The sequence below is a fragment of the Aliivibrio fischeri genome, from assembly GCA_038993745.2.
In the GTDB taxonomy this organism is placed as follows: Bacteria; Pseudomonadota; Gammaproteobacteria; order Enterobacterales; family Vibrionaceae; genus Aliivibrio; species Aliivibrio fischeri_B.
This window is the reverse complement of sequence record CP160630.1, coordinates 14,277-34,142: the sequence shown is the minus strand read 5'-3', so window position 1 is coordinate 34,142 and position 19,866 is coordinate 14,277. Positions and strand designations below refer to the sequence as shown.

General features: G+C 37.1%; 16 protein-coding genes. 6 read left to right on the top strand and 10 right to left on the bottom strand.

What is annotated here, in order from left to right; all coding sequences use genetic code 11:
• Window positions 1-37: 37 nt before the first annotated feature.
• From AAFX60_014180 to AAFX60_014155, 6 genes are all read right to left on the bottom strand, one after another.
• The gene (locus AAFX60_014180; protein XDF79583.1) at window positions 38-676 is read right to left on the bottom strand and encodes a 3'-5' exonuclease; all 639 of its coding nucleotides are present in this window, start codon (window positions 674-676) and stop codon (window positions 38-40) included.
• 86 nt (window positions 677-762) lie between these two features.
• Window positions 763-2,373, bottom strand: coding sequence for an ABC-F family ATPase (locus AAFX60_014175; GenBank protein XDF79582.1), 1,611 nt, complete (start codon window positions 2,371-2,373; stop codon window positions 763-765).
• Between the two features lie 222 nt (window positions 2,374-2,595).
• On the bottom strand, window positions 2,596-3,777 hold the full coding sequence (locus AAFX60_014170) for a lytic polysaccharide monooxygenase (GenBank protein ID XDF79581.1): 1,182 nt from the start codon (window positions 3,775-3,777) through the stop codon (window positions 2,596-2,598).
• A 268-nt stretch (window positions 3,778-4,045) separates the two neighbouring features.
• The gene (locus tag AAFX60_014165) at window positions 4,046-4,585 is read right to left on the bottom strand and encodes a hypothetical protein (GenBank protein ID XDF79580.1); all 540 of its coding nucleotides are present in this window, start codon (window positions 4,583-4,585) and stop codon (window positions 4,046-4,048) included.
• A gap of 219 nt (window positions 4,586-4,804) precedes the next feature.
• Window positions 4,805-6,253, bottom strand: a complete 1,449-nt coding sequence (locus tag AAFX60_014160) for a catalase (protein XDF79579.1) — start codon at window positions 6,251-6,253, stop codon at window positions 4,805-4,807.
• A 54-nt stretch (window positions 6,254-6,307) separates the two neighbouring features.
• Complete coding sequence (locus AAFX60_014155; GenBank protein XDF79578.1) at window positions 6,308-7,180, bottom strand: patatin family protein; 873 nt, start codon at window positions 7,178-7,180, stop codon at window positions 6,308-6,310.
• Window positions 7,181-7,583: 403 nt separating this feature from the next.
• Between AAFX60_014155 and gfa the strand changes: the two genes are divergently transcribed.
• On the top strand, window positions 7,584-8,147 hold the full coding sequence (gene gfa / locus AAFX60_014150) for an S-(hydroxymethyl)glutathione synthase (protein XDF79577.1): 564 nt from the start codon (window positions 7,584-7,586) through the stop codon (window positions 8,145-8,147).
• 88 nt (window positions 8,148-8,235) lie between these two features.
• Here gfa and AAFX60_014145 read toward each other — a convergent pair whose 3' ends face one another.
• A complete protein-coding gene (locus AAFX60_014145; protein XDF79576.1) occupies window positions 8,236-8,538 on the bottom strand; it encodes a VF_A0006 family four-cysteine protein in 303 nt (100 codons plus the stop codon).
• A 118-nt stretch (window positions 8,539-8,656) separates the two neighbouring features.
• Complete coding sequence (gene msrB / locus AAFX60_014140) at window positions 8,657-9,793, bottom strand: peptide-methionine (R)-S-oxide reductase MsrB (protein XDF79575.1); 1,137 nt, start codon at window positions 9,791-9,793, stop codon at window positions 8,657-8,659.
• 225 nt (window positions 9,794-10,018) lie between these two features.
• Here msrB and AAFX60_014135 point away from each other — a divergent pair, with 225 nt between their 5' ends.
• Both AAFX60_014135 and AAFX60_014130 read left to right on the top strand, forming a co-directional pair.
• Entirely contained in the window at window positions 10,019-11,125 is a 1,107-nt protein-coding gene (locus AAFX60_014135; protein XDF79574.1) for a M20/M25/M40 family metallo-hydrolase, read from the top strand.
• A gap of 178 nt (window positions 11,126-11,303) precedes the next feature.
• On the top strand, window positions 11,304-11,474 hold the full coding sequence (locus AAFX60_014130) for a hypothetical protein (GenBank protein XDF79573.1): 171 nt from the start codon (window positions 11,304-11,306) through the stop codon (window positions 11,472-11,474).
• A 9-nt stretch (window positions 11,475-11,483) separates the two neighbouring features.
• On the opposite strand, the gene AAFX60_014125 is transcribed toward AAFX60_014130, so the two are convergent.
• On the bottom strand, window positions 11,484-13,025 hold the full coding sequence (locus AAFX60_014125) for a DUF4832 domain-containing protein (protein XDF79572.1): 1,542 nt from the start codon (window positions 13,023-13,025) through the stop codon (window positions 11,484-11,486).
• A 395-nt stretch (window positions 13,026-13,420) separates the two neighbouring features.
• Here AAFX60_014125 and AAFX60_014120 point away from each other — a divergent pair, with 395 nt between their 5' ends.
• From AAFX60_014120 to AAFX60_014110, 3 genes are all read left to right on the top strand, one after another.
• Window positions 13,421-14,482: an EAL domain-containing protein gene (locus tag AAFX60_014120; protein ID XDF79571.1), complete on the top strand. Its 1,062-nt coding sequence runs from the start codon at window positions 13,421-13,423 to the stop codon at window positions 14,480-14,482.
• Between the two features lie 8 nt (window positions 14,483-14,490).
• Window positions 14,491-14,850, top strand: coding sequence for a NirD/YgiW/YdeI family stress tolerance protein (locus AAFX60_014115; protein ID XDF79570.1), 360 nt, complete (start codon window positions 14,491-14,493; stop codon window positions 14,848-14,850).
• Between the two features lie 289 nt (window positions 14,851-15,139).
• Complete coding sequence (locus tag AAFX60_014110; GenBank protein ID XDF79569.1) at window positions 15,140-15,952, top strand: hypothetical protein; 813 nt, start codon at window positions 15,140-15,142, stop codon at window positions 15,950-15,952.
• 49 nt (window positions 15,953-16,001) lie between these two features.
• Here the strand turns inward: AAFX60_014110 and AAFX60_014105 are convergent, their stop codons facing one another.
• On the bottom strand, window positions 16,002-19,130 hold the full coding sequence (locus tag AAFX60_014105; GenBank protein ID XDF79568.1) for an Ig-like domain-containing protein: 3,129 nt from the start codon (window positions 19,128-19,130) through the stop codon (window positions 16,002-16,004).
• Window positions 19,131-19,866 lie beyond the last annotated feature (736 nt).

The following is a 19,866-nucleotide window of genomic DNA, read 5'->3' as shown; positions in this document are numbered from 1 at the left end:
GTCGTCTACTTTTAAAACAATACCCCACCCCTTCGTATTAGCGATTCTTTTTCAAAAAATTTGCAATGGATGCTTTAGGGGTTTTACCTATCTTCATCATTAATTCAAAGCTTGGATTTACTATTCCGTGCTCTCTTTCTAACGTCTCTAATAATACTAACCATAATGATGCCGTAACCTCAGCATCAGCTAATGCTCGGTGAAATACACCATCATTTTCAATTTGATGATAAGCAACCAAATCGCCTAATTTATGCGACGACGCTTCTTGAGTTAATCGTCTAGAAACTAATAGTGAACAAGCAAAATCCCCATCATATCCACGCTGGATTAACGCTAACTCCCCATCTAAAAAACGCTTATCAAACGAGGCATTATGAGCAACCAAATTGCAACCTTGAATAAAGTTGGCAAACTCATTCATCACTTCATCACAACTGGCTGCATCTGCAAGCATACGATTAGAAATACCAGTATAGTTTTCTATAAATGAACTGACTCTAAACCCCGGATTCATTAAACCTTGAAAGCGATCAACCACCACACCATTTTCTAATTTAACAGCACCAATCTCGATTGCACGATCTCCTTGATTTGGAGATAAACCAGTAGTTTCGAAATCGAGTACAACGACAGTATGTGCTGGTGCCGCTTCTTTAGCGTTAATGAGTGACATATATAATTCCTAAATAAACAAAATAAAAAAACGCGAGTTGGTAATCAAACTCGCGTTTTTAAAGATCTTAACCTAAAGCGAATAAATTAGGCAATTTTAACCTGAAGCATTTTAACTTGATGATCTAAATATTCATCATAAGTGCCTTGGAAGTTAATGATCTTCTTATCTTTAATATCAATGATATGCGTTGCAAGAGACGATACAAACTCACGGTCATGACTTACAAAGATTAGCGTACCTGGGTACACTTTTAACGCATTATTCAGAGCTTCAATCGCTTCCATATCCATGTGGTTTGTTGGTTCATCCATAACAAGTACATTGATATCTTGCATCATTAACTTGCCAAATAATAAACGGTTCTTCTCACCACCTGAACAGTTACGCGCTTTCTTATTTGCATCATCAGCAGTAAATAACAAACGACCTAAAATACCACGAACCATAAGATCATCGTGCTTAGTGGTACGCCATTGAGAGATCCAATCGAAAATACTTAAATCATTATCAAAATCAGCAGTGCTATCTTGAGGACAATAACCGACAGAAGCGTTTTCAGACCATTTAACAATACCTTCGTTTTGTTTTAAGTCTTGAACTAAACAACGTAAGAAGGTGGTTTTACCTACACCATTCTCACCAATTACCGCTAAACGTGTACCCGCTTCAAGCAGTAAGTCTCCGCCTTTAAATAGAACATCACCATCAAAACCATGACCTAAATTTTCAAGCTCTAATGCTTGACGGTGTAATTTTTTACCTTCACCAAAGTTAATTGATGGGCTCATACGGCTAGATGACTTAACTTCATCCAGAGTGATCTTTTCCATTTTCTTAGCACGAGAACTTGCTTGTTTCGCTTTCGATGCATTAGCACCAAAACGGTTTACGAAATCTTGTAGCTCATTAATCTCAGCTTCTTTTTTCGCATTTCCAGCTAGCAATTGCTCACGGATCAAGCTAGATGCTTCTAAGAAATACTCATAATTACCAGGATAGATACGTAATTCACCATAATCAATATCCGCCATATGCGTACATACAGAGTTCAAGAAGTGTCTGTCGTGCGAAATGATGATCATGGTACATTTACGTTGATTTAGCTCTTCAGCTAACCAGTTGATCGTATGAATATCCAAGTTGTTGGTTGGTTCATCAAGTAACAAAATATCAGGATTTGCAAACAGAGCTTGTGCCAATAACACACGCAATTTCCAACCGGGTGCCACTTGCTGCATTAAACCAAAATGAAGTGATTCATCAATACCAGCTTGGATTAAGATGTCACCAGCACGACTTTCAGCGCTGTAACCGTCCATTTCAGCAAATTCACTTTCAAGCTCTGCCACTTTCATACCGTCTTCTTCACTCATTTCAGGTAATGAATAGATACGGTCACGCTCTTGTTTGATTTCCCATAATTTTTTGTCACCCATGATCACAACATCGATTACGTTAAATTGCTCAAACGCAAATTGATCTTGACTTAGCACACCTAACTTTTGTCCCGGTGTCATTGATACGTTGCCAGAGCTAGGAGTTAATGCGCCACTTAGAATCTTCATGAAGGTTGATTTTCCGCAACCATTCGCCCCGATCAAACCATAACGGTTACCGTTGCCAAATTTTGCTGAAATGTTTTCGAATAAAGGCTCTGCGCCAAACTGCATAGTGATATTGTTTGATTGTATCAACGAAGTAATTCCTAGGTTTACTGACAAGTCATGATTAAGCGATAGAGCGCTAAAAGATGAAGAACGAAAGTATGATGAATGAGAAAATCTAGGCGCGAATTATACAGAGATCTCGATCACATTGTCGAGAAGTATGATGTTTTAATGCACAATAAAAAAGCCCCAGAAAAATCCAGAGCTTTAAGAAGAATAATAGAGCGAACTAGTTACCTTAATTAAAATTTACTTTCGCCACACTCCCCATTCACCTGTCGTTCCTGGCTCTTCACCTTTTGTCCACCACTGTGCCACCCATGCTTTTCCGTTATGATCCACGATATCGCCTGCATTGTACGTTGCGGTTTTATCCCATGGATTTGACGGTTCTACTGGCGGCTCAACAGGTGGGGTGATATCGGCTTTAATTAAAGACAGCTGGTAACTCACATTCGCTGTAGGTGCAAAAACTTTATTTGCATAAATATTATTTGAATCATACATATAATGATTCATTTCTTGATGCCAAATACCAATGAACCACTCTTTGTTCTTGAGTTGATTAAACTGCCCTGCCAATTCGGCTGACCATGTTGATGTATTATTTGCTGTAATAGCTAAGCTAATATCCGTAGTTTCAGTTCCTGTAGAATCAAACGTTCTAAAACGAACCGTATCTCCAGATTCAACAGGTCCAAATCCTTGATTAATGTAATAGCCTAAGTCTGAGTATTGTGGTGGCTCAACAGGATCGGTTGGCTTTGGTGGTGTTGTGCCTGAGCCGTTAAATGAAATGTCACTACAGTTATAAAATCCTTCACCTGCTGCATCTTCACGCTGCCAACGCGTATAAAGAACCGCAGAATCACTTCTATCTGCTGGTAATGTTATTTTAATTCGGTATTTTTTATCTTCTCCAACAGGAACATTACCTGCAGTATCAATAAGAACAAAATCTCCCCAAGTAAGTGGAACCGTTGGATCATAATTTTCATTAGAAAGATAAAACTGCCAGTAAGAAGGGTTATGTGGGGCTGTCGCATTAAAGATCAACTCTATCTGGTTATTTGCATCCAGTGCTATCGCTGTTTTCTGCCAATGTAATGAGCCTAAGTTTAATCCAGACTTAGCAGCATCACCTGCGGAACATAAGTGACCATCACGAACAATCGCTTGAACGTGTGCCATATCTTGATAATTAGGTACATTAGCGGCAACTTCATTTCGCTGAACAAAAGGAAAAGCGCCAGATTCATCATAAGCAGCCTGACACGCTTGATTGGGAATGGTGTTATCCCAAAAACCTCCATCTAAATAACAGGTATTTTGTCTTGCACTAGGGTATTCAACCCAGCCATGTGCTTGTGCTCCCATTGAAGATAATGCGCCAACAAAAGCAATAGTGAGCGAAGTTAATTTATTAGTCATTTTCTTTCCTTGTTTATGAACGATACAGCACTTAATAGCATAGTACTTACACAAACAAAGCTAGCAAAAAAAGACGATTTCACTCGATATATCGGCTCATTATTAAATGCGATTTATCATTTTGTTATCTGCTTTCCAGTCGCTCATGAACAAAATGAAAAAAGCAATTTGGCTTTCGACTCACTTCATGAAATTTACAATGTAAACTCACGTAAACCATCATAATAAAGAGCGGTATACCAAAATGATAACCGCTCATAAAATCAGACTAGACCCAGTTGTCTGCGGTGATCTTATTCTCAAATAATCGTGAGAATAAAATGCCTCGAATATAACTGTTAAAAAGTTCGAAATTAAAGTCTTTTGCGTCAATATGAACAAGTTCAGATTCAATGACTTCTTGTACATCATTTTGACTCATCATGCTCATGATGAACGCTGGAATAGAAAAACACTGACTTACAGTTTTTCCACATTGAAAAGTTAAATTATCAAAATTAATTTCAACGGTTTGATGCGCATCAAGCGGAACAGGAGACACATTCAATAATGCAGAACTCATCAAATTAACAATATAATCAGCTCGAGATTCTTTAATCTCTGAGGATTCACGAGCTTTCTCAATAAAGTCTTTATTTTCAGATACAAGCAATGATAATAATCCTTGAGCCTCAGCCGAGTCTTTGCTGTATTTTAAGATATAGTCGTAAATGACTTGATCAATCATCACTTCTTGCTCATCTTCACCATAAGCAATTGGCGCTGTTTTATTAAACGTTTCTTTTGGAAATTGAATGTATGCACTCATGGGGTACTTCTCCGGTTCATTTAATGCAATTGGATTGACTATATCCCCAGAAATAAAAAAATGAATATGGCCATTTCTTAAAGTGAACACTCGGTCTCATTTTTTACAAAGAAAAAAACCATAACAGTAACGACTTTATCATTTTGATAAATTTTATTTAAATCAAAATGATAGACATAAAAAAGGCGACTCATTCGTCGCCTTATATTAACTTTTTTATCAATTAAATTCGCTTACATCAATATCAAGCAGTTTACCGATACCTTCACCATAAGCAGGGTCAGCTTTATAACAATGTCTTAAATGACGAAGTTGAATCTCTTTTGGTACGCCATTTAAGTTACGAGCAGTATTATCAAACAATATAGCTTGTTGCTCTGCGGTCATTAGGCGGAATAGATCACCCGGTTGTGAAAAGTAATCTTCATCTTCACGGTGATCCCAATGCGCAGCTGCACCATCAAGATTTAATGCTGGTTCTGCAAAATCAGGTTGCTCAGCCCATTGGCCTTCATTATTTGGTTCATAACCTAGCGTGCTACCAAAGTTACCATCAACACGCATAGCACCATCACGGTGATAACTGTGAACAGGACAACGAGGAGCGTTCACAGGAATATGTTGGTGGTTTACACCTAAACGGTAGCGTTGTGCATCACCGTAAGCAAATAAACGACCTTGTAGCATCTTATCTGGAGAGAAGCTAATACCAGGAACTACGTTTGCTGGGTTAAATGCTGATTGCTCTACTTCAGCAAAGAAGTTTTGCGGATTACGGTTTAACTCAAACTCACCCACTTCAATCAAAGGATAATCTTTATGTGGCCATACTTTTGTTAAATCAAACGGATTGTAAGGCACTGTTGCCGCATCCGCTTCTGGCATGATCTGAACTTTTAGTGTCCATTTAGGGAAATCTTGGTTATCAATACTTTCAAGTAAATCACGTTGATGACTTTCACGATCTTGACCAATCACTTGTGCAGCTTCAGCATCTGACAAGTTTTTAATGCCTTGTTGTGATTTAAAGTGGAATTTAACCCAAAAACGCTCATTATCGCTATTAATAAAACTAAACGTGTGGCTACCAAAACCATGCATATGACGGTATGTTGCAGGAATACCACGATCACTCATTACGATGGTCACTTGATGAAGTGCTTCAGGTAGTGATGTCCAAAAATCCCAGTTATTTTTAGCGCTTCGCATATTTGTGCGAGGATCGCGTTTCACTGCGTGGTTTAAATCAGGGAATTTTAGTGGATCACGTAGGAAGAATACGGGTGTATTATTACCAACCAAATCCCAGTTACCTTCTTCTGTGTAGAATTTTAATGCAAAACCACGAATATCACGCTCAGCATCAGCAGCACCACGCTCACCAGCTACCGTTGTAAAACGCGCGAATAACTCGGTTTGTTTACCAATTTCAGAAAACAATTTTGCTTTCGTATATTTCGTAATGTCGTGAGTAACCGTAAATGTACCGTAAGCACCAGAGCCTTTCGCATGCATACGACGCTCAGGAATAACTTCACGATCAAAATGCGCCAGTTTTTCTAAAAACCACACATCTTGCAATAATTGAGGGCCACGTTTACCCGCAGTTTGAACATTTTGGTTATGTGCAACAGGACAGCCTGCTGCTGTTGTTAACTTCTTACTCATGATTGATTCCTTGTTTATATAAAGTGCACGATAAAACTGTTTATAAAAATAGAATTAAATACAGAAATGACAATTTTCAGTATCTAATCCAAATGTACCGTCACGACTTGATAAATGATTTAATCCAGCAGAAACACCCATTTGATAACCTTCCATTAATATAGGAGATTTCATTGAAAGGCGTTTAACTGCAAAATCTTCAGGTGGAGCAATAACACGAACCGTCGTTCCCTCAGGAGGATTACGAATGAATTCTAATGATAAATTGTAATTATCTGCACGAACAAGCATAGCTTTCGCAATTTGTGGATACCGTGACAATAATTTCGTAATTAACCAAGACGATTTAGGTGCCTTCATTTCATAACTTAATGGATGAGATAAAATAACCGTAATATCTCTAGCACCACGACGATAAGCTTCCCTCACTGGAATAGAATCCGCCACACCACCGTCGGTATAACATCCTCCAGAAAAACAAGGTGTTGATTTATATGCAATTGGTAAAGCCGTTGTCGCTTCAATAACATCATTAAGATTATTTTCTTTAACTTGATAATAGTCAGCATGACCACTATCAATGTTTGTTACTGCTGCATACATAGGTATAGAAGAAAATAACGTATCTAAGTCAAGAGGATGTCTTATATTAGACTCATCAATAAGCCATTTAACATCCACAAGATCCCCGCCTTTTGCAAATCTAGGAATATTAAAAAAACGTTTATGGGTAGCCAATTTAGTGATGACATGAAAACTGCGTTGTGGTGCATTTGAAAGGTAGCCTAATAAATTAGATGCTCCCGCAGAAACACCAATAGCAAAGTCATAAGGCATAAATTCATTTTTCATGAAAATATCCAATACCCCACTAGCAAAAATGCCACGCATTGCGCCACCTTCAACAACTAATGCACTTTTTGTCATATCTAAATCCCCAAATAAACTACGGTGATAGAATAAACCTAGAAATAAATTAAAGATAATAGCTTGTACTTATAGTTGTGATTTACAAAACCTATTAAATAGCTATTTTTTTATAAAAAGAAAAAACATGAAAATAAACCTTTAAAATCATAAAGATAAAAACAACACTTACTAATATAAACATTACACAAAAGTAATAGAGCACTTACTTGGAGATTACATTATTACGTATTGGTAATAATGAATTACAATTTACCTAATTGTTTACCGCCACAGAAAGGAGAAAAATGCCTCCCATCGTTTGAGCGCTCAGATAACGAAAACAACTAACTAAAATTTGATAAAGGTTCAAAGCTTGAACAACGCATTACGAAAAATACTGAACGTATTTACAGGAAAAAAAATGACAATTACAAAACTACATCCAGCAATCGACAATGGCTTTGCAGCGACAGATGAAAACTTCCAAGGCGGTACATTACACTGTCAATGTAAAGAGAATAAAGTAGCAGTTAAGCTAACCGCTCAAACGGCTCACAACCATGCTTGTGGCTGTTCTAAATGTTGGAAACCAGAAGGTGCTATCTTCTCTCAAGTTGCAGTGATTCCACGTGGCAATGTTGAAGTTATCGCAAATGCTGAGAAATTAGTTGTTATTGATGAAACAGCAACAATTAAACGTCATGCATGTAAAGAGTGTGGTACTCACATGTACGGTCGTATTGATAACGAAGGTCATCCGTTCTTCGGTTTAGACTTTGTTCACACAGAGCTATCAGCTGATAAAGGTTGGTCTGCACCACAATTTGCTGCATTTGTATCATCTATTATTGAAACAGGTACAGATCCTAAAGATATGGATGCGATCCGTGCTCGTTTTGTTGAACTAGGCCTACCTACTTACGATTGCCTATCACCAGCATTAATGGATGCAATCGCAACTCACATTGCAGCACAAAATAAATAAAATTATACCTATATAATAAAAACCCTAGCTTAACCACTGATGAGCTGGGGTTTTCTTACTATTGATTTGCTGAAATAACATCAATTTATTAATTGAAAAAGCTACGATGTTTCTGATCACATGCCTGCTTAACTTTCAATGATGCTACTTTATTTTTAGAACTTTGAAGATTATCAAGTAAGCATTGATTATAATTAGCTTCTTTTTCTTCTAGCATAAAGTTATCAATATAAAGTTTCTTGCAGGCATTGGTTAACATCAGTGAAACACTAGGCTCTTCAGTCCCAGTAACATATTGGAAAATGCAATCCTGATATGCCTCTTTGTCTTCTTTGGCTTGAACAGTATTTGCAACAAATAGCAAAAGTAACATTATCTTGAACTTATTCATGGTAATAAACTGACTCATTAAGTATTAACGATACATGGGAGACTAACTGAAAAGGCCTAAAAATTAAAATTTATAAGCCCCCTTGATATACAACAATCTAAATACAGCTATAACCTATTTAATTAAACAAATACAAATATTCACCGTAACCTTCTTTTTCTAAATCTGCTTTTGCAACAAAACGCATCGCAGCAGAATTCATACAATAACGTAAACCTGTAGGCTTAGGGCCATCATTAAAAACATGCCCTAAATGTGAATCTGCATACTTGCTTCGAATCTCAGTACGTTTAGTGAATAACTGGAAATCATCCTCTTCGACAATGTACGCTTTATTAATTGGTTTCGTAAAACTTGGCCAACCAGTCCCGGATTTATACTTATCAGTTGATGAAAATAAAGGCTCACCACTTACGATATCAACATAAATACCTTCCGCTTTATTATCCCAATAAGCATTATCAAATGGACGTTCTGTTCCCTCTTCTTGCGTTACATAATATTGCAGTTCTGTCAAAGACTTCTTGATCTGACTTTCAGAAGGCTTACTGTAAGGCTTCACATTAACTGCCATTTCATATTCAGTAATGTACTGACGTAATGTTTTCGGATTTTCCTCTCTATCTTCACCAAATACAGAATCTAAATACTTATCACGACCAGAACCATGACGATAATACTTATAACGAATAGGATTACGCTTGTAATAATCTTGATGATACGCTTCTGCTGGCCAAAATGTCTTATACTCAATTAACTCAGTAGCTAACGGTTTTGGAAAAATCCCTGCTGCATCAATATCTTTCATAAAATTCTGAGCGATCACTTTCTGATCTTCATTATGATAAAAAATAGCAGGACGATACTGAGGACCGCGATCAACAAACGATCCTTTATTATCTGTTGGGTCGATATGCCTGAAAAGATGATCAAGGATCTGTTCATAAGAAACCACCTTCGGATCAAACGTCACTTGAATCACTTCAATATGACCTGATGTTCCTGATGACACTTGCTTATAGGTTGGATTTTCAAGGGTTCCCCCAGAATAACCAGAAACCACATCCACCACTCCATCTAACTTCTCTAAATCAGATTCAGTGCACCAAAAACATCCCCCAGCAAGAGTCGCAACCTCATTGTCCCCTTTCATTGGCTGAGTCATGTCTTCAGCGGTAGAAAAGAAACTTGTTATAACAGCAAAAAATGAAGCAAACAGTAGAGCAACTGTTGTGATTTTTAATCGTGATTTCATAGCAACCTCGTTACCTTTCTTATTAATATATAGATAAGAGTGATATGAATCGAGAAAGTTGCAAAATGTTATAAAATATTGATTATTTGTTATACCTTTTAATTATTAAGATATAACGCATGAATATGGTAAAGCTGTCGGCGCTTTTATTGATTCAGTTCATCTTTCTGGGCGCTTTCTTTGGTTAGAGTGATTTTAAGTTTCCTTTAAGAAAGAAGAAAAATCATGACTCAAGTGAATCAAGAACGTTTAGTAAATCACTTTCTAGATATTATCCAGATTGATAGTGAATCAAAAAATGAAAAAGCCATTGCAGAAGCGTTAGCAGAGCAATTAGGTGAGCTTGGCTTTACCGTATCAAAATTACCAGTACCAGAGTACGTATCAAATGGTTTCAACATCTATGCTCGATTGGACGGTTCATTAGAGGGAAGCATTGTATTTAGCTCTCACATGGATACAGTAACGCCGGGTAACGGCATTGAACCAATTATTGAAGATGGTGTAATCCGCTCTAAAGGTAACACTATTCTTGGTGGTGATGACAAATCAGGTATCGCCGCTGTAATGGAAGCGGTTCGAGTAATTAAAGAAAACAACCAAGAGCACAAAACACTAGAGCTGGCTTTTACGGTTTATGAAGAAGGCGGTTTACACGGTTCTAAAAATTTCGATATGAGCTACATTCAATCTAACCACGCTATCGTGCTAGATTCAGGCGGCCCTATCGGTACCATCATTACCTCAGCACCAGGTCAACAGAACCTTAAAGTAACCATTACAGGTCGTCCAGCCCACGCAGGTTTAGCTCCAGAGGAAGGCATTAATGCTCTAACGGTTGCGGCTGATGCGATTACTAATATGACATTATCACGCATTGATGAAGAAACAACGGCTAACATCGGTGTCGTACGTGGTGGTCAAGCAACGAACATTGTGATGCCAGAGCTGTACATTGAAGGTGAAGCTCGTTCTCTAGATGATGAAAAATTAGCGAAGCAAGTTGAACATATGGAATCAACATTTAAAGCAGCAGCTGATAAACACGGTGCTGAAATTGAAATCATCTCTACTCGCGCATACAACGCTTATAAAATTGCAGATGAAAACCCACATGTTGTAAGTATTAAAGAAGCGTTTGAAAGCATTAACATCGATCCGTTTACTAAACCGACTGGTGGTGGCTCAGATGCAAACGTATTTAATGAAAAAGGCTTAACAACGGTTAACCTTTCTACTGGTATGTCAAAAGTACATACAACGGAAGAATTCATTAAAGTATCAGATATGGTTGATATTACTCGTTTCGTTGCAGCGTATCTAACTCGTTAATCTTAACGTTTATCATAAATATAATAAAACAGCCACTCGATGATAGTGGCTGTTTTTTTTGGATAAAAATTAAACTTTATGCTGTTTTTTTAATCCAGTTATCAGAATTAAACCCACATTAAATGTATGGTTAATGTAAGCAGTCGTTATCATTGATTTTTCAATAAGGTGGGGCAGCATGAACATATCCAATCATACAATTATCTACGTCATTGCGTTTATTCTTATCTCTATTGTCGGTTTTCGGATCTATACGATTAAACATCAATTAATCCAAATCAATGAGCAAGCTCCAACTCGCTCAGAGACCATACATCTTTACGATTTCTTATTGCTTAGACTGCCTTAAACAAAGACATTAATTAATCGTAACCTTAGAAATCGTATACCAATTATTTTCTTGGGGCATGTCTATCGCAAGCTTAATGTGTGCATCCCCAAGATCATTTACTAAAGCGACTTGTAAATCATATATGCCTGTTGACGCTGGAGCCTTAATATCATCTTGAAGATTAATCACAGGAGCCGTGCCCGTTCTTGTTTCAGCAGGTAACCAATCAAGAACATTTCTTGAGGTCTCTTGTTTTGCTTCTACATTTCCAGAAGCATCAACAAAGCGATAAGCAAGTCGATATGGATAGTAAGAAGGGGCTACACCACTGTTTTTCCATTCAGAAGTAATTGACATCGAATTTGATGCTAAAACCTCTTTAGAATGCGTTAGAGAGATTAATTCAAAACGATAACCGAGCTTTTTAAGTACCTCTTGAACAGCAGGTTGAAATTCATCAGGAATTGGTTTTGATTTTGCGTTAATCAATGATGCGTGATGGTCAAGTGCATAATTAAACACTTCAGTGACATCGTTAATTGTGTATGCATGATGTGTTTTCCATACCGTCATATCATCGCAAGTTTCAAACTGAACGGGAGCTTGTTTCCAGATGCTTTTAATATTCGGCGAACCATGTTGTTCAGCGTTTGTTAATGCCTCAGGGTAGCCTTCATCCATATGGCTCCAACTATTAGAAAAATAACCGTACTTATCGCCCAAACAATCGGCTCGCCACCCAGCTGGTTTTGTACTACTTGTTGCTTGAGCTAAAAAGGTTTCATTTTCATTAGCTGAACCAATTAACATTACTCTAGGTACTTGAGTAAACGCAGATTCGAACATATCAGCGTATTCAGAAAAACGAGAAAAATTAGAAAATAGTCCTTTCTCACCGCTAGCGTATAAACCTAACGTGCCGTCACCAGGATAAGCATCTTCTAAATTCCACTCACCCCAAGAACCAACCATACCGATATCTATGCTTGTAATTAAATCAGGATCATCAAATACCTCTCCTAATTTAGCTATCAACTTATTGGCCGCACTTAAAAACCCAGAGCTCGTATAATCAGGAATAAACACACCATTAGGAGCATCTGTTCCTGAAATAGTGTTCATTAACCATGTTGGTAATTTGCTTTCTGCTGCTCCGTAGCCCGTATTTTCCATTGCTACAATGCGTAGAGCTAATTTTTTATTGGCATTTTGCGCCTTAGTTACCACTTCTTCTATTTCAGAGAAATCGAATGAATCAGCATCCGTAGGCTGCAAAACCGACCAATCCCAGCGATAATAAACTGTACTGGTTTCAGGGTATGAAGGAACAGGCTTCCATTGGTTATCTTTAATTGAAATAGAATGAAAATCAGTAAAACCAATATCAGGATTAACTATAACTTGGCAGCTAATTTTAGGAAATGTTGTTTTCATGTTTCCATTTTCACTCACCCTACTCCCCATACTCGTATCACAATAACTTGAAGTATCTGATGAATCTTCAGAATCAGAGCCACAAGCAGTTAAAAATAAAGAGAAAAAGAGCGGTGAATATTTGAAAACAGACATGAAAAAACCAAACTAACTAAGAAGCGGGCAGTGTACGGAATAAATAAGGCGTTATGTTAGAGAAATGTCAGAGGCCAAAAAATTCTTACTTATGTGACGTATGAACATTCCATCCTTAAAACTTGGAAATACTTAATCTCACAACTCTACAAAACGCAAAAAACATTCATAAAACAAACAAAGGAAAGCGAAGTAATTATTTTTATAGATATATAGATGCACATAAACGAGATTTAATTGCATTTTAAGTGATTTTTTACTTTCTCACATAACTTAATAATAGACTCGTCACTAAGCAACATCCCGTAGGAATAATTATGGCCTTCGTTAGCTAAACGAAGGCCATAATGACCATTGGTAAAAATCCGTCATATAATTTTTAGGCAAGTTTAAACATGAAAACAATTACATTAGTAGCTCTAACTAACTGGCCATTAATTATAGAACTCTTTGGATATTCTTACTGTAAAAATTTATGGAAAGAGTTAATTATTCATATAACATCGAAAAATAAGTTTATTTTGCACGATGAAAAACACAAATCAAATAAAATTTATTTTCTAAATGAAGGAAATAATGTAGAACAAATACATTTAAGTATTAAAAGCAGTATTACTATTTTCCTTCAAGATAAACTTGGTATTCTAACTTTCAGATTAGCAAAAATTGAATTATCGACTATAAAATACAGAGAGAATTATAATTTCATACATAAAAATTTAAATAAACTGTATTCAACTCCACATGGCGAATTAAAAAAAGTTCTGGAGAACAAACAAATCACTCCATTTCTACAAGGCATTTACGATTCAGAGAGAAAAGAACTTATTGGCTACGAAGCTTTATCACGAGGCCCATTAAATTCAAGCTTATTCCAAGCTAACAATTTATTCTCCGCTGCACTATCACAGGATGTAATGCATGAGCTAGAGTTAATATGTCTAGAACAGATACTAAATCTAACAAATCACATTGATAATGATAGATTCATATCGATTAATCTATCACCATATATGCTGTTAGATAAGAGTGTTAGTATATTATTGAATAAAGTAGAAGATAAATCGAAAATAAAACTTGAGTTAACTGAGCATACATTTATTCCTTGCTGGGAAAAAATAATATCAGCGATGAACAAATATCGAACATTGGGATTTGAATTTTGGCTTGACGACGTCGGTTGTGGATATTTTGATTATGAGACTATAAAAATAGTAAACCCAGAATTAACAAAAATAGGGATATCATTAATCAAAAAGATAATAGATGATGATGAAATCATCGAAAAACTAAAGTTAATTACCAATGAAATTCATAATGAAGGAGGAAAAATACTTGCTGAAGGCGTTGAAACCCTAGAGCAAGTTGAACTAATACGTCAAATTAATATTGATTATATTCAAGGATACTATTTGGATATTCCAAGTGAAGCGTTAAAAAAATTAAATAATTATTGAGATTACTAATGAAAAAAATTCTGTTTCTAATAGCTCTTATTTCATCGCCAAGTTTTGCTGCAAACACCACTAATCGGCAAGGGTTTTCAGGCCCTGTGTATGGATTAAAATCAGTGAAAGCAGTATTAGATGCCGGAGTTTTCAGTGACGACACTCCAGTAACATTAACTGGTTCATTAGCAGCCTCTTTAGGCGGTAGTTTATACGTATTCACTGATGCATCAGGAACGATCAGCGTAAACATTGATTATAGTAAATGGAGAGGATTAAAAGTTACACCAGAAACAGCCATCACAATTCAAGGGCAAATTAATAAAACATTTACTGAAACCACAATAGATGTTGAAAGTATTAAATTAGTTAAATAAAATTTCACTACCACTTAATAACGGTGGTAGTGGCATTTTTAAAAGTACAGTTTCATGAATAAAAATTAGCGTATTTATAACACCTTCTTGCGTATAATGTAATAAAAACAAAATCATATACATATATTATAAACTACCAATATAATTTTAGTGGTTTATTAAATATGCTATATAAAAATATCTATCTTCATCAACTCAAAGAGCAAGACATCTCAAGTCTTGTACATCCTCGTTTAACAAAAAAATATTTATACAAATTAAAAATAAAAAATATAACGAGGAAAAAAACTTGATAGTTATACGTTTTTTACCTAAAAGAGATGGGGTATTAGACCTATCAAATAAAATTAAATTAGACATTCCATTTTCTATACGAAGCTATTTACAATTTTTAATTAATAATAAGAAAACACTCACCCACCACCCATTTATTTACAATAAAAAATTAATATACCCCTCATTATTAAATAACAAAAAAAACTATTTATCATATACAAAAGAGAGTAAGCATCAGAATTACTCTATAACAAAAAAGAAAACTATAAAGGACATTATAAATAAAGTTATCGATGATAATGTCGTACAAGAGTTTATAAACCAACCTTCTGGAAAATGCTTTGATTCTGCAAAGCACATAGGAACGATTCTTAAATCATACGGCATAAAAGAAGAAAATATTAAATATAGACTATGTCAATTAACAAGACCTGGTATGACATGGCTTGATGTAAATCGCGACAATAATGAAAATCATATGGCAACATTATTAATACATGAAAATTGTACCTATGTTTTTGATCCAACAATAATTCAATTCATCGGTATAAAAGAGCCTTTCTTTGGCACTGAATCATCTTGGATAGAAGCTATGAAGCCCGCATGGAATGGCTATGTGATAAAAAAAGCAATTCAATATATTGATTATAATACATTCGATGGTGCAGATAATGCTTCTATTATGTATCGAATAAACTTTGATGAAATGACTGAAAGAGGCGGTATTTTTATTAATTATCCAGAATGGTATAAAAAACATAACAGAAAATATAATAAAAAAAGCAAATCATTATTTTCATGCTTAAAGAGCAAAGTAAAAGAATAAATAAAAGCCGCTCTCTAATAATTCGAGGCGGCTTTATCAAAAAAATAACTTATCTTACCGTTAATTCAACAGAACTTACCCTACCTTCATAGGTAGCTGTAATTGTTGCAGAGCCGAAGCCAACTGCGTACGCTACAGGCCCTTCCATTCTAATGACATTATGATCTGAACTAGTCCATATAGAAGTATATGTTAAATCAACGAACCCACTATTTGATAAACTATACAAACCAGTAACAGTTAATCCTAATCTATCACCATAATTTAAAACAACGCCTCCGGTAACATTAATAGTATATGCGAATAATGATTGAACATTAATAACACTTAATGTTGTTTCTCCCCACACATTAACATTATCAACTAACGTCGCTTGTATTCGCGTTCCACCATCAACAATACCTTTAGCCCGACCAATATTCGTTATTGTTGCAATATTAAATGCAGAGCTATTCCACATCACTCTGCTATTTGGCAAGATCTCTCTAGAACCATCATCATACACAAGCTCAGCTTCAAACTGCTGCTCTCCTCCAACAAATATAACCGAATGTTTAGGCTTCACACTTACAAAATAATTTACAGGTTCAGATATAGCGATTACAGTTAAACGTCCATCGTTACTTAATATTCCATCTTTCACGGCAGTGATGGTTGAGCTTCCTACATCCACGCCCACGGCTACTCCCGCTTCACTGATGGTAGCGATTGACGTATCACTGCTTCGCCATGATACCTCTCGAGTCAAATCTTGGCTGGCGCCATCACTATAAATTCCAGTAGCAGCATGCTGCAATATGCTACCTTTGATTATTGATGCATTTATAGGAGAAATTATAATTGATTCTAAAACGGCTTCACTAACAATAAGATTAGCTCGGTTACTCACCACCCCATCTTTTACTGCACTGACGATAGTTTCGCCAACGTCCACACCGACTGCCATGCCTTGCCCACTAATGATCGCAACCGCTATTGCGCTACTACGCCACGACACTTCATTGGAGATATTTCGACTGGTTTCATCACTGTAAAATCCCATCGCTGTGTACTGTTGGCTGTTGCCTTTGGCAAGACTCACTACTGCTGGCGTTATTTGAATACTCTCTAACGCTGCGGCCGTAACCGTTAACCGTCCATCGTTACTCATCACACCATCTTTTACTGCTGTGATCGTTGAATTTCCAGCACTCACACCAACGACTAACCCAACGTCACTGATGGTAGCGATTGACGTATCACGGCTGCGCCATGACACCTCTTGGGTTAATTCTCGACTGGTTTCATCACTGTAAAACCCCATCGCTGTGTACTGTTGGCTGTTGCCTTTGGCAAGGCTCACCACTGCTGGCGTTATTTGAATGCTTTCTAGCGCAGCTGTCGTGACCGTTAACCGTCCATCGTTACTCATCACCCCATCTTTTACTGCAGTGAGCGTTGAATTGCCCACACCCACACCAACCACTAACCCAACGTCACTGATGGTGGCGATTGACGTATCACGGCTACGCCATGACACCTCTTGGGTTAATTCTCGACTGGTTTCATCACTGTAAAACCCCATCGCTGTGTACTGTTGGCTGTTGCCTTTGGCAAGACTCACCACTGCTGGGGTTATTTGAATGCTCTCTAACGCCGCCGCCGTGACCGTTAACCGTCCATCGTTACTCATCACCCCATCTTTTACTGCTGTGATCGTTGAATTACCAACACCTACACCAACCACTAACCCGGCTTCACTGATGGTGGCGATTGACGTATCACGGCTACGCCATGACACCTCTTGGGTTAATTCTCGACTGGTTTCATCACTGTAAAACCCCATCGCTGTATACTGTTGGCTATTGCCTTTGGCAAGACTCACCACTGCTGGGGTTATTTGAATACTCTCTAGCGCTGCGGCCGTGACCGTTAACCGTCCATCGTTACTCATCACCCCATCTTTTACTGCTGTGATCGTTGAATTGCCAACACCCACACCAACCACTAATCCTGCTTCACTGATGGTAGCGATTGACGTATCACGGCTACGCCATGACACCTCTTGGGTTAATTCTCGACTGGTTTCATCACTGTAAAACCCCATCGCCGTGTACTGTTGACTATTGCCTTTGGCAAGACTCACTACTGCTGGCGTTATTTGAATACTCTCTAACGCTGCTGTCGTGACCGTTAAGCGTCCATCATTGCTAACAACCCCATCTTTTACTGCTGTGATCGTTGAATTTCCAACATCCACACCAACGACTAACCCAACTTCACTGATGGTGGCGATTGACGTATCGCGGCTACGCCATGACACCTCTTGGGTTAATTCTCGACTGGTTTCATCACTGTAAAACCCCATCGCCGTGTACTGTTGGCTATTGCCTTTAGCAAGACTCACTACTGCTGGCGTTATTTGAATACTTTCTAACGCTGCGGCCGTAACCGTTAATCGCCCATCGTTACTCATCACACCATCTTTTACTGCTGTGATCGTTGAATTTCCGACGCCCACACCAATGGCTAACCCAGCTTCACTGATGGTAGCGATTGATGTATCACGGCTACGCCATGACACCTCTTGGGTTAATTCTCGACTGGTTTCATCACTGTAAAACCCCATCGCCGTGTACTGTTGGCTATTTCCCTTTGCAAAGCTCACCACTGCAGGCGTTATTTGAATACTTTCTAACGCCGCGGCCGTTACCGTTAACCGTCCATCGTTACTCACCACTCCATCTTTTACTGCAGTGATAATTGAATTTCCAACCCCCACACCAACGACTAACCCAACTTCACTGATGGTAGCGATTGACGTATCACGGCTGCGCCATGACACCTCTTGAGTTAGATCTCGACTAGTTTCATCACTGTAAAACCCCATCGCCGTGTACTGTTGGCTATTGCCTTTGGCAAGACTCACTACTGCTGGCGTTATTTGAATACTCTCTAACGCTGCGGCCGTTACCGTTAAGCTCAATTCGTTACTAATGATCCCATCTTTTATCGCTTTAATAGAGGTAATTCCTACATCAAGTCCCTTTGCAATTCCGATTTCTGTTATCGTTGCAATTTCAGAAAATGTGCTACTCCAAAATACCTCATCACTAATATTTTCACTAGAATCATCATTATAAAAACCAATAGCAACAAATGCCTGATAACCACCTTTTACTATTTTTAAATCACTCATCCCAAGAGTTATATTTTTAACTGGCAATATTTGAATATTAACTAATTCTTTTTTATTTTCAATAATATTGTCATTAAAAGCCTCCTCAGAATTACACCCATATAAAAAGAGAAAAATAATGGATAAAACTACACCTCGTAAAAAACAATAGTTTATTTTCAAACTAAAAATATAATTACACTTTATTTTATTCATATATACCTAGCCTATTTTATAATAAAGAGCAATAAGTATTAGTGATAGAATAAGTGAAAGATCTAGTCAAAAGTGCAAAATAACAACAATAAATGCAAATAAATATAATATGCTTACTTTTCGTCAAATTTAAATAATAGATACGTTAAAAATTATTAGTTTAGAAGTATCTCCATCCAATAAAAACCTTCTTCATTTAATAATGAAGTCATTTAGTTAACCCTATGACAGAGCCTTAAATCTTTATATTCAAGGCCTCTTAATTAATAATATTCCATAAAAAAAGCCGCATATAATATTCGGCTTTTCTACTAAAATATTTATTCGTTATCTTACTGTAAATACTGCAGTTGCTGTATACCTATCATAACGAGCAGTAATGGTAGCAATAGCTGTAGATGATACGTGCCTCACTAATATCCTCCGACCTACCATCACTATAACTCCCCACTGCTGCGTATTATTGGCTATTGCCCTTTGCAAGGCTCACTCGATAGCTTGTATTTTTAAAACAATCTTCAGATTTGCACCCAAACAATAT